We start from the raw sequence: 15,096 nt of genomic DNA on the forward strand, positions 1-15,096 counted from the left end.
AGCCTCAGTGGACATGGGAGTTCTCCTGCGTGGCGTCGAGCGTTGGTGTGGGGGTTGCAGTGATCTCTACCGGGATGCCATTGAGCACCGCGGTGCCGGATAGTGGATCGAGTTCTATGCCGTCGGCCAAGAGGTTGCTGTTGACTCCCGGCCGTTGTGCCGCGATAGCGGCAGCCGTTCCTGGTTCGTCGTGTCCCCAACCATGCGGTAGTGAGACCACGCCGGGGGTCACTGCGTCGGTCACCTCCACCGGAGCGTCGATTACGCCGGCGCGCGACTTCACCCGGGCGTGCTTGCCGAGCTGGAGACGTGCGACGTCGGTGGGGTGAATTTGCAATGTGCACCGGTCTGGTCCTTTGGCCAGCGTGGGCAAGTTGTGCATCCAGGAGTTGTTCGACCGCAGGTGACGCCGCCCGACCAACACCATGCTGTGTTTACGGGGCCGGAGGAAGCTGGCGCGCAATTGGGCAACATCGTCCACCAACGGTGGTGGGGCGAGCTCGATCTGCCCCGACGGTGTGTTGAGTATCCCGGGCAGCTGTGGGCTCAGTGGGCCGAAATCCATCCCGTTGGGATACTCGCGCAACCGGGCCAGGGTGAGCGGCCCATCGGCGTCGCCGTAGGGTCCTGCGCGTAACAACAAGTCAAGAAGACGCTCGGGGCCGCGAAGCTGTCCATGCGCATCGCCGCCGACAGCCTTCGCCAGCGATTCGGCGACCATGTCGTCGATGGCCTTCAGGTCGGCCGTGGCGCCTTGTCGTGCCAGGATTCCGATCAAGCGCAGCAAGATCTGCCAGTCCGCTTTGTCGCCGGGCTGCGCGGGCAGCACCGGCGGTGAGTAGGTGGCAGTGTTGCGGATCGCAAAATGGCCGAAGAACAAGTCATAGTGGGGCTTGGTCAGCGGCGAGAGCGCCGGCAACAGTACGTGCGCATGCCGTGTCGTTTCATTGCGGTACAGATCCAGGCTGACCATGAGTTCGAGCTGCTCGAACGCAGCCGAGAGGCGCGAGCTGTTCGGAGCTGAGCGCGCCGGATTTCCGGCTACGGTGATCAGCGCCTTCACCTGCCCTGCTCCAGGCGTGTCGATCTCCTCGGCAAGGCAGGCCAGCGGCAGCTCTCCGAGAGTCTCGGGGGCGCCACGCACCCGGCTGCGCCACCGCCCGATCGCGGTGCCCGTCCGCCCCGCCGTGACCAGTCGCAGATCGGCCGCAGGGCGGGCGAACATGGCACCGCCGGGCCGATCGAGGTTGCCGGTCAGGACATTGAGGACGTCGATCAGCCAGCTCGACACGGTCCCGAAGCGCTGAGTGCAAGTGCCGGTGCGGCCGTACACGGCCGCAGCCGGCGCGGTGGCCAGATCACGCGCGAGCCGGCGAATCTCCTCGGCCGGGATTTCGCAGTGCGGAGCAACGGTCTCCGGAGAAAACTCGCGTGCGACCTGCTCAACGGTTTCGACGCCGCGAGTGTGCGGGCCCAGCCGGCCAAGATCGATGCGATCCTCACTGAACAGAACATGCACCAACGACAGCAGGAGCAGTGCATCGGTGCCCGGCCGGATCCGGTAGTGCTCGTCGGCCTCTTGGGCAGTTCGACTCCGGCTGGGGTCGACCACGACCAACCGCCCCCCGCGGCGCCGCAGCGCACGTAGCCGTCCCCGCATACCCGGAGCGGTGAGCAGGCTCCCGTTGGACACCATCGGGTTAGCGCCCAAGATCAATAGATATGAGCAGCGGTCGACGTCGGGCAGCGGCACTGTGTACATCCCGCCGAACATGAGTTGGCAGGCAACAAATTTCGGCATCGCGTCGACGGTGTTCGCGGTGTAGATGTTGCGTGAGCCGAGCGCCCGCATCGCGGCGCTGCCATAGAGCGTCGTGGCAAAGTCGTGTGCCACCGGGTTGCCGAGGTACAAGGCCACGGCATCCGCGCCGTGCTGGTCAATGACCGCGGTGAGTCGTCGATCGACGACCGCGAACGCCTCCTCCCAGGACGCGGGCTGAAGCCGACCGTCGGCGCTGCGGAGATGCGGTGCACGTAACCGGTCGGGATCTTCATGAAGCTCTTTGAGCCCGAAGGCTTTCGGGCAGACATGTCCGCGGCTCGATACGTGGTTGCGATTGCCACGGATGGAGCTGACCTCGCCCGCATCCACGCTGCTCTCCAAACCGCAACCGGCCTCGCAGAGCGGACAGACATGCCGTTGGATTTGCATACCGGCAGTATATACATACTGACAGTATGTACCACAAGTATGTACCCTGGGTATGTATCGCGTATGCTGAGACCCGTGACCGGCCCGCGTACCCAAGCAGAGCGCACGCGCGTCACCATCGAGCAGATCGTGTCGGTGGCGCGCCGCGCATTCGCCGAGGACGGCTTCGACGCCACCTCCGTCGATGGCATCGTCGAAGGTGCCGGCATGACCAAGGGCGCGCTCTACCATCACTTCCCGGGCAAACGCGCGTTGTTCGCCGCGGTTTATGAAGCCGAGCAGGTTGCGATCGGCCAGGCTGTGCTGCGCGCTGCCCGACGCGGCAACAGCAGCTGGCAGAATGTCCTGAGTGGCTGCCGAGCGTTCTTCGACGCGGTGCTGGATCCAGGGGTGCAGCGCATCACGCTGATCGATGCTCCCGCAGTCCTCGGTTGGGAGACGATGCGCAAGCTCGAAGACGAGCATGTCACTTCCCTGCTCCGGCAGGGTCTTTCCCAAGCGATCGCCGACGGCCACCTCGGGCGCCAGCGGGTGGAGCCTTTGGCGCACCTCGTTCATGGCGCGATGTGTGAAGCCGCGATGACGGTTGCCCGCTCAGCGGACCCGATGCGCGAGAGTAGAGATTCGCTCGCGGCTCTGGAAAACCTGCTCAACGGCATCGTTGTTCGCCGCAAGCGCTAAGCGCGCGTGATGAGGTCGACCGCGCCCGCTTACCCCGACTACAGGCGGGAAGCATGCCTAGGTCCGCCCGGCGATGAGCGCCCCACTTCGGAAATGCTTCGATGATTGGCAATTCTGCGCCTCCAGCGCAACCGGCCCTACCACCGAGGCCGAATTGATCAGAAAGAAAACTGGCCAGAGCTTGGTTGCTCTGACCAGCACATTCTCTGTGGAGCTGCCGGGAATCGAACCCGGGTCCTACGGCATTCCCTCAAGACTTCTCCGTGCGCAGTTCGCTATGCCTCTACTCGGATCTCCCGGTCACGCGAACAAGCCGAGATGACGATCCCAGTCGCTGTTGGTGTCCCGATAAGTCCCGCGACCGGACTCATCGGTGGATCCCTCTAGCTGACGCCAGGCTCCGGGTCGAGGGCGTTCCCGGTCTGACGGACTAGCTGTCGCTTAGGCAGCGAGAGCGTAGTCGCGCTGATGTGAATCGGCGCTTATCTGTTTGCAACGACGCTTACGGTGGTCGGTTGCCTGCACCGGCACGCTTCCCTTGATTCGATGCGCGAAGTCGAAACCTTTCAGCCCCTCGCATCCCGCCGACTTTCGGCAGGAATATCAATGGTACCCGCCTATCAACCAGCGGCAATGGGATTATCTTCCCCGCTCGGCCACGAGCGTCGACTCGTTGCGCGAAAAACCCCCATATCAACGCATCAATCCGACGTTCGTCGCGAAAGGCGACGAAGAGCGGTCAGATCACGAAGTTGAGGTGCTCGACGATCTGGCCGGCCACGTCTTTGTCGCCACCGAGTTCGACGTCCTGGGCGCGCGCGGGGCACATCGGCCGGCCGCCGGCGAGCCTGGTGAACTGCAGCCCGTCCAGCCGGATCGTCGCCGTCGGCTCTTGTCCCGCGAAGCTGTCGACGACGGCGGCCCGACCGTCGACCCTGACCCGGATGGTGCGGGCCAGCGGGCCGGTGAGCTCGAATTGGACGCGCGAACCCTCGGGGGCCTTGGCCAGCCTGCCCACCACATAGCCCATCGTGGCGGCGATCTCGTCGACGGCAAGCGAGGCCGCCGGGCCGGCGAGCTCGTCGTCGGAGGGCGGCCGCTCCAATGCGACGCGGATGTCTTGCTCGTGCATCCAGCAATCGAACACCCGGATCCGCATGAACCGGCCGTAGGTGTCCGGGCCCGTGGGGGTCGCCGTCACCGCGTTCCACTCCTCGTCGGACAGGGACGTCAGGGCCGCGCGCCGGTCGTCGGTGATCGCCCGGAAGCTTTCCAGCACATCGGCATCCGCGTGGGTGCCCAGATGGCGAACCCAACACTCGTTCATCGCTCCGATGTCGTTGCGCACGTGCTCCAGCACGGAGACATCGATGTCGGGCTGGGGCGCGGCGATGCCGGCGAGGAAGGACTCGGTGCCGATCATGTGCGACACCAAGGCCTTGACGTCCCAGCCCGGCAGCGGACTCGCCGCCCGCCATTGCGCCTCGGACAGGCCCGCCAACAGCGCGTCGAGGTCGTCCCAAACGGCGAACAGACCGGTGAGCACGGTGGACTTGTCGAGTTTGGTGACGGGGCGATCGGCCATGGTCAGGATCGTAGGCCGGTCAGGCCGACGCGATCATCGCCACGGACCCCATCGCGAGCACCATGCCGATCCCCTGCCAGCGGGTCACCCGCTCCCGCAGCACGACCATCGCCAGGACGACCGTCGCCGCCGGATACAGCGAGATCAGGATGCTGGCCAACGACAGCAGCCAGGTGTGCAGGGCCGCCAGCATGGTGATGTTGGCGAAGATGTCTAGGACGGCGACGGCGACCGCCAACCGCAACGGCTTGCCGCGCGGCGGCTTCAGGTTCTGGCTGGTTGCGGCCATCGCGAAGATCACCAGGCTGGCCGCCACCCGGGCGAACACCAGCGGCCAGAGCTTGCAGACGTGGGGTGCCTGGTGCAGAAACACCAGGTTCAGTCCCATCGCCGAGCCCGCAACGACCGTGAGCCAGGCCACTTTTGGGGTGAACCGATATGGGGTCCCCTCGACGGGGGCCTCGCGGCTGACCAGCATCACCGCCCCCAGGGCCAGCACGACACCCACCAGGGCCGCCTGCCCCGGCCGCTCCCCCAGAGCCATACCCACTGCGACGGGTACCGCGGCGTTCAGCACGGCCGCCAGCGGTGAGACGACGGAGATCGGTCCCGAACCCAGCGCCGCGAAGAACGCCCACATGCCGAACGCCATGCCGATTCCGTAGAGGGTCCCCCACAGAACGGCCCCGACATGAATAGGGCCACCGACGAAGATGGCCATCACACCGAGTAGGACTGTCTCGATCGGATAGGCGACCAGCATGACGCGCAGCGCGGCCACCCGCCGAGCTGCGACACCGCCCACAAAATCGCTGACACCGTACGTAACGGCTGACAGCTGGGCGTACGCGGCGCCGATCAGGTCATGCCCTTCGCTCGGCGCCCTAGTTCACGGACCACTTCGCGCTGTGCGTCGCGCTGGGCCATGTCCTGGCGTTTGTCGTAAGCCCTTTTGCCGCGCGCAAGGGCCAGTTCGACCTTGACCTTGCCCTCGGAGAAATACAGAGACAGCGGCATCAAGGCGAGGTTACCATCTCGAATCTTGCCGACCAGCCTGTCGATTTGTTGCCGATGTAACAACAACTTTCGGTTGCGCCGGGGGTCATGATTGGTCCAGCTACCGTGCTGGTACTCCGCAATGTACAAGTTGCGCAACCACACTTCGCCGTCGTCGATCGTTGCGAAGGCGTCAGCTAACGAAGCTTGGCCCTCGCGCAGGCTTTTGACCTCGGTGCCTTGCAGCGCGACCCCGGCCTCGAACGATTCGATGATCGAATAGTTATGCCGCGCTTTGCGATTGGTGGCCACAACTTGTTTGCTGCCGCCTTTGCCGCCCGCCGCCTTGGCCCGGCCGGATCCCTTGGCCACAGCTACCGCCGGATATAGAGGCGCAAGGTCGCGTACGCCGTCAGGGCCGCCATCGACACGCCGAGCAGAAACAGCCACGGCGAGATATAGAGGATGTCGGCGTAGTCGACCTTGGCGATCAGGTGAGCTTGGTAGAACTGGCTCAGCGCGTTGTCCAGGAACAAGGCCCGCACCAACATCAGGCCGATGACCGCGATGGCGACACCGATGGACGCGGCCAGCATCGCCTCCACCAGGAAGGGCAGCTGGGTGTACCACCGGCTGGCGCCCACCAGCCGCATGATCCCGATCTCCGTGCGTCGCGTGTAGGCCGCGACCTGCACCATGTTGGCGATCAACAGGATCGCCCCGACCGCCTGCACCAGCGCGACGGCGAACGCGGCATCCCGCAACCCGTCGAGCACCGCGAACAGCCGGTCGATCAGGTCCTTCTCGTTGAGGATGCTGCGCACCCCCGGCTGCCCCTGCACCGCGGCGTCGAATTCCGCGTGCTGTTCGGGGTTGTTGAGTTTGACGATGAACGACGCGGGGAACGAGTCCTTGCCCGCGACGTCCTTGAACTCCGGGAACTTCTTGATGGCGTCGTTGTAGGCGTCCTGCCGGTTGACGAACCGCACCGACTTGACGTCCTGTCGCGCATCGACCTTGTCGCGCAGCGCCTTACACGGAGCGGACGCGCACGTCGCGTCGTTGGCGGAGATGTCGTCGGTGAGGAAGACTTGCGTCTCGACGCGGTCGAGATAGATCTCCCGGGAGTTGTCGGCCAGCCGTACCACCAGCAGGCCGCCGCCGAACAGCCCGATCGAGATGGCAGTCGTCAGGATCATCGCGGCCGTCATCGTGACGTTGCGGCGAAGGCCGGTCAGGACCTCGTTGAGCAGGAAGCCGAAGCGCACTTAGCGGTCCATCCCGTAGACGCCACGCTGCTCGTCGCGCACCAGCCTGCCCAACGACAGCTCGACGACGCGCTGGCGCATCGAGTCGACGATGTGATGGTCGTGTGTCGCCATCAACACCGTCGTCCCGGTGCGGTTGATCCGCTCCAACAAATCCATGATGTCCTTACTGGTATCTGGGTCGAGGTTGCCCGTCGGCTCGTCCGCCAGCAGCACCAGCGGCCGGTTGACGTAGGCCCGCGCGATCGCCACGCGTTGCTGCTCGCCGCCGGACAGCTCGTGGGGCAGCCGGTTTGCCTTCCCCGACAGGCCGACGGTTTCCAGCACGTCGGGCACCACGCGGTTGATCGCGTCACTGCGCTTGCCGATCACTTCCAGCGCGAAGGCGACGTTCTCGTACACGGTCTTCTGCTGCAGCAGGCGAAAGTCCTGAAAGACCGTTCCGATCACCTGACGCAGCTTCGGTACGTGACGACCGCGCAGCTTGTTGACGTGGAACTTCGACACTCGGATGTCGCCGGAGGTCGGGCTCTCCTCGCCGAGCAGCAGCCGCATGAACGTCGACTTGCCCGAACCCGACGGGCCGATCAGGAAGACGAATTCACCCTTGTCGATCTTGACGTTGACGTCCTCCAATGCGGGACGGGCCGCGCTTTTGTACTTCTTGCTGACGTGGTCCAGGGTGATCATCACGGCACGCCAGTGTAGCGGTGATTTTCGCTGGCAGGCGAAGTCAACGGGCCGGGGGCGACGTCGTGGGGGTCGGACCGGGGCCCGGCTGCGGTTGCTCGGGCGTCGGCGTGGGCGGGCTCGTGCTCGGCGGGCAGAACGGCGCCGGGAGGATGCACGGCAGCTGCGGCATCTGGAACGGCGGCGTAGTGGTGGTGGTCGTGGTCACCGGAGGTGGCGGCGGTGGAGGCGGCGGCGTGGTCGTCGGGGTCGGCGTATAGGTGACGGTCGCCGGCGGCTGCTGCACGCGGCTGCGCGGCACCCACGTGTAGTTGGGATCGGGCACGAACCCCGGCGGCACCACTTGCTGGGCCGGGGGCTTTGGCGCCGGCGCCGGGCGGTAGGTGTCGTAGGTCCACCACACCAGGAAAAAGGCGATGATCAGCACCAGGGTCGACGTGCGCATCCGCCCGCCGAAGACGTAATTCGGCCAGCGATGTTCGGCATCCGTGTCGTCGCCGCGCTTCTCGAGGATGTTCAGGGTGAATTTCACCGCTTTTGCCCCGCACCTTGGACGTCATTATCGGTTTGCCGTTCGGCGGCCGGGACGGACGCGTCGTCGACCAGCTCCACCCGCGCGTCCGCCGCCGTCACGATCCCGACGCGGGCCAGCGCGCGGATGACCAGGACACGCAGCTGCCGGCCGACCTCGAACTGCTTACCGGGCAGGGTGCGGGCCACCATTCGCAAGGTGACGGTGTCCACTTCGATGCTCTCCACCCCCATCACGGTGGGCGCATCCAGCAGCAATGCCCCCAGCACGGGGTTGTCCATCGCGCGGTCGCATTCCTGGTGCAGGACCTCGTTGACCCGGTTCAGGTCGGCGCTGGTCGACACCGGAATGTCCACCACCGCGCGCGCCCAATCCTTGGACAGGTTGACCACCTTGACGATCTGCCCGTTCGGGATGGTCAGCACCTCGCCGTCCGGCGAGCGCAGCCGGGTCACCCGCAACGTCACGTTCTCGACGGTGCCGCTGGCTTCCGTGGCCGCAACGACGGTGAGGGTGACCAGATCCCCGAAGCCGTACTGCCGCTCCACCAGGATGAAAAAGCCGGACAGCAGGTCTCTCACCAACTGCTGGGCGCCGAAACCCAGGGCGGCGCCGACCACGGTGGCCGGGGCGACCAGACCCCCCACCGAGAACTGCAGCACGTCGGCGATCTGCAGCATGACCCAGATGCCGATGATGACGACCGATACCCAGGAGATCACCGAGGCCACGGCCTGGCGGTGCTTGGAGGCTTCCGAGCGCACCAGCGCGTCGCTTTCGGCGAAGCCGAGGTTGAGCTGCCGGGTCACCTGCTGTGCCACCCAGTTGACGAACCTCGCCGCCAGCACCGCCGCGATCAGCACCATGGCGATCCGCAGACCCCTGGTGATGATCCACTCACCGATCTCGCCCCGCCAGAAGTCGTGCCAACGGTGCGTCATCGAGGCCGCAAGAATGCTTGTGTTATTCGTCATCTTTTCGGTTGCGCCAACGGATTCCCGCTTCCAGGAATCCGTCGATGTCTCCATCCAGGACGGCCGCCGGATTGCCGACCTCGTATTCGGTCCGCAGGTCCTTGACCATCTGATAGGGGTGCAGCACGTAGGAGCGCATCTGGTTGCCCCACGAACTGCCGCCTTCGCCTTTTAACGCGTCCAGCTCCGCGCGTTCTTCGGATCGCTTGCGCTCCAACAACTTTGCCTGAAGCACTCGCATCGCCGAGATCTTGTTCTGCAATTGCGATTTTTCGTTCTGGCAAGTGACGACGATACCCGTTGGGACGTGGGTTAAACGTACCGCGGAGTCGGTGGTGTTCACGGATTGGCCGCCCGGGCCGCTCGAACGGTAAACGTCAACGCGCACATCGCCTTCCGGAATGTCGATGTGATCGGTGGTCTCCACCACAGGCAGCACCTCGACTTCGGCGAACGAGGTCTGACGCCGGCTCTGGTTGTCGAACGGGCTGATTCGCACCAGCCGATGGGTGCCCTGCTCCACCGACAACGTGCCGTAGGCGAACGGGGCGTGCACGGCGAACGTCGCGCTCTTGATGCCGGCCTCTTCGGCGTAGGAGGTGTCGAACAGCTCGACGGGATACTTGTGCTGCTCGGCCCACCGGATATACATCCGCATCAGCATCTCGGCCCAGTCGGCGGCGTCCACCCCACCGGCGCCGGAACGGATCGTGACCAGCGCCTCGCGCTCGTCGTACTCGCCCGAGAGCAGGGTGCGCACCTCGGTGGCCTCGATCTCGGCCTGCAGCGCCTTCAACTCGGCGTCCGCCTCGGCCAGCGCCTCTGCCGCGCCCTCGCCCTCCTCGGCCGCCAGCTCGTACAGCACCGGCAGGTCGTCCAGACGCCCCCGCAGCTCCTCGATCCGGCGCAGCTCGCCCTGGGCGTGGGACAACTCGCTGGTCACCCGCTGGGCGCGGGTCTGGTCGTCCCACAACTGAGGATCGGAAGCCTCGCGTTCGAGCTTCTCGATGCGGGCGCGCAGACCGTCCACATCGAGCACCCGCTCCACCGTGGTCAGGGTGGAGTCGAGGGCGGCGATGTCGGCTTGACGGTCGGGTTCCACAGCCGACAACGTTACCGGGGGCCGCCAGCCTGCCCGGCCACCGGCGAGTGCTGAGGTCACGACCAGCGGTCATGCGTTTAGAGTCGAGGCACGATCATGTGCGCCCCGCGTTGCGCGCCGGCCTATTTTGGAAGCCCCCGGCGCTGACGTGGCCCGAATAGAAGGTCGAGAATGCGCCCGTACCACGTTGCAATCGTCGGCTCCGGACCGTCGGGGTTCTTCGCCGCGTCCTCCTTGCTGAAGGCGGCCGACGCGTCGCAGGACATCGATGTCGCCGTTGACATGCTGGAGATGCTCCCCACCCCGTGGGGGCTGGTGCGCTCCGGCGTCGCGCCCGATCATCCGAAGATCAAGTCGATCAGCAAGCAATTCGAGAAGACGGCCCAAGATCCGCGGTTCCGTTTCTTCGGCAACGTCTCGGTCGGCGAGCACGTGCAAGCCAGTGAGCTCGCCGAGCGTTACGACGCCGTCATCTATGCCGTCGGTGCCCAGTCCGACCGCGCGCTGAACATCCCCGGCGAGGAGTTGCCGGGCAGCATCGCCGCCGTCGATTTCGTGGGCTGGTACAACGCGCATCCCAACTTCGAGGAGGCCACGCCCGACCTGTCGGGCGCGCGCGCCGTGGTCGTCGGCAACGGCAACGTCGCCCTCGACGTCGCGCGCATCCTGGTCACCGATCCCGACGTGCTGGGCCAGACCGACATCGCCGACCACGCGCTGGAGTCGTTGCGGCCGTGCGGGGTCGACGAAGTGGTGGTCATCGGCCGGCGCGGGCCCCTGCAGACCGCGTTCACCACGCTCGAACTTCGCGAGCTGGGCGATCTGGAGAACGTCGACGTGATCGTCGACCCGGCGCAGCTCGAGGGCGTGAGCGACGAGGACGCCGCCGCGGCCGGCAAGACGGCCAAGCAGAACATCAACGTGCTGCGTGATTACGCGAAGCGCTCCCCGCGCCCGGGGCATCGCCGGATCGTGTTGCGCTTCATGACCTCGCCGATCGAGATCAAGGGCGAGGGCCGGGTGGAGCGGATTGTGCTCGGCCGCAACGAGCTCGTCACCGACGCCAACGGGCGGGTCTCCGCCAACGACACCGGCGAGCGCGAGGAGCTGCCGGTGCAGCTGGTGGTGCGCTCGGTCGGTTACCGCGGCGTGCCCACGCCGGGGCTACCGTTCGACGAGAAGACCGCGACGATCCCCAATAGTGGGGGCCGGGTCGACGGGAGCCGCAACGAATACGTGGTCGGGTGGATCAAGCGCGGGCCGACCGGCGTCATCGGCACCAACAAGAAGGACTCCCAGGACACCGTGGACACGCTGCTCGCCGACCTGGCCAGCGCCGCCCGCCCCGATGGTGGCGGCCTGGCGGATTTCCCGGACGACCACGCCGATCAGCTGGCCGAATGGCTGGCCTCGCGCCAGCCCAAACTGGTCACCTCGGCGCATTGGGAGCTCATCGACGCCCACGAGCGGGCGGCCGGCGAGCCGCACGGGCGCCCCCGGGTCAAGCTGCCGAGCTTGGCCAAGTTGCTTCGGGTCAGCCACGGCTAGATCGCCGGCCCTACTCAACGCCGGCGATTCTCCGTAGCGTTGGGGTCGTGCGTAGCGACGAACCGGTGAGCGTACTCACCGAGGACGAGAACTGGAATCGGTTGGGCAGTGTCACGCTGGGCCGGCTGGTCACCAACTTCGCCGGTGAGCCCGAGATCTTTCCGGTCAACTTCGTGGCGCAGGACCGCACCGTGCTGTTCCGCACCGCCGAGGGCACCAAACTGTTCTCGGCCGTGGCGAACCACGCGGTGGTCTTCGAGGTGGACGACCACAACCTCGTCGAAGGCTGGAGCGTCATCGTCCGCGGTCGCGCCCGGCTGCTGAAAACCGACGCGGACATTGCACACGCAGACCGCGCGCAGTTACTGCCGTGGACCGCCATGCGCAAGCCGCACTATGTGCGGATCACCCCGACCGAGGTCACCGGTCGTCATTTCCGGTTCGGCCCGGAGCCCGATTCATAGGTTGCCACAGCGGATCGCGAGCACGGAGTGCCTGCTCCGCGTGCGCGTCGGGATACAACCGCATCCACCGTGCGAGTCGGCGATCCAATTGCGCGGGCGCCGTGAAGTTTCCGAGCGCAGCATCGCGCGAGATCGACACCGCTCGCAGTGTGGCTCCGCGCAGCCTCGCTTCCTCGAAAGCGTGCCGCAGCACCGTGCCGTTGTCCACCTCGGCGACGACGGTGCCGACCTGCGCGAGCCTTCGGCTGGTCGACCGATGGATCACGGCGACCGGGAATAGGGCCGCGCGGACCAACGAGAACGCAACCGATCAGCTTGAAAACCGTTTTGCCCCAGAGGATGTCCGCTTCCACCTTGCGCGGTTCGCCGGCCGCGTCGACGGCCGATGGGCGTCGGCAAGCGCGGCGCGCGCGACGGCGAGTCGGGTAATCCGTCGATTCCCACGACAATCGCCGGAGCCGAATACATTTTGCTCATCGCGACTTCCTTCGTTGAGCGGTGCGTTCTCAGGCTATTGGCCGTAAAGCGCTCTCCCCCAAGGAGATCGGTCTCGAATTTGGCGCCATTGGAACCGACTGGCCGCGAAACGCTGCGAATTCACTGTTGCCATCGCGATGCCGGCAACCGAATACTGGGTGCGGACGAAAACCGGGTTTGTTTGACATGCGAGACAGCGGCACCACAGCCACCACCTAGACGGGAGACCTCGCGCATGACCGCTCAACCGACCTCCGCCCAACAGTCATCGTCACAGCCGCTGGTCGGCAAAGGCTGGGTCCAGGGTGTCGCCCTCGTCATGATCTTCGGCTTCCTGGTGATGGGCATTCTGGCCTACCGCACCTATTCGGCGTCGATGCCGATGCCGGACAAGGTCGTCAGCGAATCCGGTCAGCTGCTGTTCACCGGCGAGGACATCACCCGCGGACAGGAGCTCTACCAGGCGCGCGGCCTGATGGAATACGGCTCGGTGCTCGGTCATGGCGCCTACCTGGGACCCGACTACACCGCCGAATACCTGCGCGCGGCAACGCAGGACGTCGCCGATCAGCTGAGGGCGCAGGGTGTCAGCGAGCCGCGCGATCGGGTGGTCACCGAATTCCGCACCAACCGCTACAACCCGGCGACCAAGACGTTGGTGTTCACCGATCGGCAGGCCGCGGCGTTCGACCACATCCAGAACCGGTACGCGGCCTACTTCGGGGAGAATTCGACGAAATACGGTCTGCTGCCCCACATGATCACCGACCGGGCGCAAATCCGTGAACTGACCGGGTTCTTCGCCTGGACGGCATGGGCGGCGGCGGCCGAACGCCCCGGGCACCGGTACACCTACACCAACAACTGGCCCGCCGAGCCGCGAGTCGACAACGGCCCCACCGCTCCGGTGATCGTCTGGTCGGCGCTGTCGCTGATCGCCCTGCTGGGCGGCATCGGCATCATGTTCGCGGTCTACGGCCGCTGGAGCCAGAAGGTCGGCTGGCACAGCGCCGAGTCGTCCACCCTGTCCTTCCGCCAACCCGGCGAGGTGAGCCTGACGCCCGCGCAACGAGCCTGCATCTGGTTCTTCGCCATCGTCTCGGTGCTGTTCCTGGCGCAGACGCTGCTGGGCGCGGCCGCTGAGCACTACCGGGCCGACCTGTCGAACTTCTTCGGCTTGGACCTGGCCCGCGTGCTGCCGTACAACCTCGCCCGCACCTGGCACCTGCAGCTCTCGCTGTTCTGGACGGCGGCGGCGTTTTTGGCCGGTGGCATCTTCTTGGTGCCGTTCATCGCGCGTCGCGAACCCAGGCGTCAGGCGTTGCTCGCCTACGTGTTGCTCGGGGCGGTCGCCGTGGTGGTGTTCGGCTCGCTGATCTGTGAAGCGCTGTCCATCTATGGCGTGATCCCCGCGGGCGGGCTGTTCTCCCAGCAGTGGGAGTACCTCGACCTGCCGCGGCTGTGGCAGGTCCTGCTGATCGTCGGCATGTTCTTGTGGATCGCCATCATCTGGCGCGGCATCCGCGGCAGGCTCAAGACCGAGTCGAAGATGAACATGCCCTGGCTGTTCTTCTTCTCCGGGCTGGCCATCCCGGCCTTCTACGCCGTCGGCCTGTTGGCCGGCAGCGACGCCCACTACACCGTCGCGGACTTCTGGAGGTTCTGGGTCGTGCACCTGTGGGTGGAGGACTTCCTGGAGTTGTTCACCACCGTGATGGTGGCCTACATGTTCGTTCTGCTCGGTGTGGTGCGCGAGCGGATCGCACTCGGCGTGATCTTCCTCGACGTCATCCTGTACTCGGCCGGCGGCGTCATCGGCACCATGCATCACCTGTACTTCTCCGGCACGCCGGTGGAGCACATGGCGCTGGGGGCGTTCTTCTCCGCCGCCGAAGTCATACCGCTGACCTTCCTGACCGTCGAGGCGTGGGCGTTCCTGCAACTCGGCGCGCGCCAGCAATCCGGCGACGCCAATCCCTTCCCGCATCGCTGGGCGGTGATGTTCCTGGTCGCGGTCGGATTCTGGAACTTCTTGGGGGCGGGCATCTTCGGGTTCCTGATCAACCTGCCCATCGTGTCCTACTACCAGATCGGCACCGCCCTGACGGCCAACCACGGGCACGCGGCGATGATGGGTGTTTACGGCATGCTCGCCGTCGGCCTGGCCATGTTCGCCTTCCGGTACGTGATCCCGGCCGACAAGTGGCCGGAGAAGCTGGCGCGGATCTCGTTCTGGTGCATGAACATCGGGCTGGCGTGGATGGTGTTCGCCACCCTGCTGCCGCTGGGCGTGCTGCAGCTCTACCATTCGGTCAACGACGGCTATTTCGAGGCGCGGTCGCTGGGCTACATCACCAAGCCGGGCAACGCGGTACTCGAATGGCTGCGGCTACCCGGAGACGTCATCCTGATCGTCGGCGGCGTGCTGCCGTTCGTCTGGATCGCCTGGATCGCGCTGCGCAATTTCCGGTCGGGCACGACGGCGCAGGAGCTGCCCGAAAGTCCGCTGTACACCCAGGCCGCGGTCGAGCCGGAGGCCGGCGCCGCGGTGCCGGCGAAGGATTGAC

General features: G+C 65.9%; 13 protein-coding genes and 1 other RNA gene. 4 read left to right on the top strand and 10 right to left on the bottom strand.

Going from position 1 to position 15,096, the window contains the following annotated elements:
* Positions 1–4: 4 nt before the first annotated feature.
* Entirely contained in the window at positions 5–2,212 is a 2,208-nt protein-coding gene (locus tag P6281_RS19555; protein WP_080588038.1) for a molybdopterin-dependent oxidoreductase, read from the bottom strand.
* 75 nt (positions 2,213–2,287) lie between these two features.
* Between P6281_RS19555 and P6281_RS19560 the strand changes: the two genes are divergently transcribed.
* A complete protein-coding gene (locus tag P6281_RS19560; protein ID WP_014385562.1) occupies positions 2,288–2,893 on the top strand; it encodes a TetR/AcrR family transcriptional regulator in 606 nt (201 codons plus the stop codon).
* Between the two features lie 206 nt (positions 2,894–3,099).
* Here P6281_RS19560 and ssrA read toward each other — a convergent pair.
* The 9 genes from ssrA to prfB form a co-directional block, all read right to left on the bottom strand.
* Positions 3,100–3,467: a transfer-messenger RNA gene (ssrA, locus tag P6281_RS19565) on the bottom strand.
* Positions 3,468–3,632: 165 nt separating this feature from the next.
* Positions 3,633–4,478, bottom strand: a complete 846-nt coding sequence (locus tag P6281_RS19570; protein WP_014380840.1) for a maleylpyruvate isomerase family mycothiol-dependent enzyme — start codon at positions 4,476–4,478, stop codon at positions 3,633–3,635.
* 19 nt (positions 4,479–4,497) lie between these two features.
* Positions 4,498–5,241 carry an EamA family transporter gene (locus P6281_RS19575; protein WP_442757127.1) on the bottom strand — a complete coding sequence of 248 codons (744 nt, stop codon included), beginning with the start codon at positions 5,239–5,241 and terminating at the stop codon, positions 4,498–4,500.
* Between the two features lie 95 nt (positions 5,242–5,336).
* The gene (smpB, locus tag P6281_RS19580) at positions 5,337–5,846 is read right to left on the bottom strand and encodes an SsrA-binding protein SmpB (RefSeq protein ID WP_009954261.1); all 510 of its coding nucleotides are present in this window, start codon (positions 5,844–5,846) and stop codon (positions 5,337–5,339) included.
* A gap of 2 nt (positions 5,847–5,848) precedes the next feature.
* Positions 5,849–6,742, bottom strand: a complete 894-nt coding sequence (gene ftsX, locus P6281_RS19585) for a permease-like cell division protein FtsX (protein WP_014385564.1) — start codon at positions 6,740–6,742, stop codon at positions 5,849–5,851.
* On the bottom strand, positions 6,743–7,432 hold the full coding sequence (ftsE, locus tag P6281_RS19590) for a cell division ATP-binding protein FtsE (protein ID WP_020415574.1): 690 nt from the start codon (positions 7,430–7,432) through the stop codon (positions 6,743–6,745).
* A 43-nt stretch (positions 7,433–7,475) separates the two neighbouring features.
* Positions 7,476–7,964, bottom strand: coding sequence for a hypothetical protein (locus P6281_RS19595; protein ID WP_014380843.1), 489 nt, complete (start codon positions 7,962–7,964; stop codon positions 7,476–7,478).
* Positions 7,961–8,938: a mechanosensitive ion channel family protein gene (locus P6281_RS19600; RefSeq protein WP_026071243.1), complete on the bottom strand. Its 978-nt coding sequence runs from the start codon at positions 8,936–8,938 to the stop codon at positions 7,961–7,963. The genes P6281_RS19595 and P6281_RS19600 overlap by 4 nt, the downstream gene beginning before the upstream one ends.
* Positions 8,928–10,040 carry a peptide chain release factor 2 gene (gene prfB, locus P6281_RS19605; protein ID WP_009954269.1) on the bottom strand — a complete coding sequence of 371 codons (1,113 nt, stop codon included), beginning with the start codon at positions 10,038–10,040 and terminating at the stop codon, positions 8,928–8,930. The genes P6281_RS19600 and prfB overlap by 11 nt, the downstream gene beginning before the upstream one ends.
* 171 nt (positions 10,041–10,211) lie before the next feature.
* Between prfB and P6281_RS19610 the strand changes: the two genes are divergently transcribed.
* The 3 genes from P6281_RS19610 (at position 10,212) to P6281_RS19620 (ending at position 15,095) form a co-directional block, all read left to right on the top strand.
* Positions 10,212–11,588 carry an FAD-dependent oxidoreductase gene (locus tag P6281_RS19610; protein WP_009954271.1) on the top strand — a complete coding sequence of 459 codons (1,377 nt, stop codon included), beginning with the start codon at positions 10,212–10,214 and terminating at the stop codon, positions 11,586–11,588.
* Positions 11,589–11,635: 47 nt separating this feature from the next.
* Positions 11,636–12,052 (top strand): pyridoxamine 5'-phosphate oxidase family protein, encoded by a 417-nt coding sequence (locus P6281_RS19615; RefSeq protein WP_009954272.1) that lies wholly within the window; start codon positions 11,636–11,638, stop codon positions 12,050–12,052.
* A 712-nt stretch (positions 12,053–12,764) separates the two neighbouring features.
* Positions 12,765–15,095: a nitric-oxide reductase large subunit gene (locus P6281_RS19620; RefSeq protein WP_009954273.1), complete on the top strand. Its 2,331-nt coding sequence runs from the start codon at positions 12,765–12,767 to the stop codon at positions 15,093–15,095.
* The last annotated feature ends 1 nt before the right edge of the window (position 15,096 follow it).

Source organism: Mycobacterium sp. 5-140-3-2, from assembly GCF_035666375.1.
GTDB lineage: Bacteria > Actinomycetota > Actinomycetes > Mycobacteriales > Mycobacteriaceae > Mycobacterium > Mycobacterium intracellulare.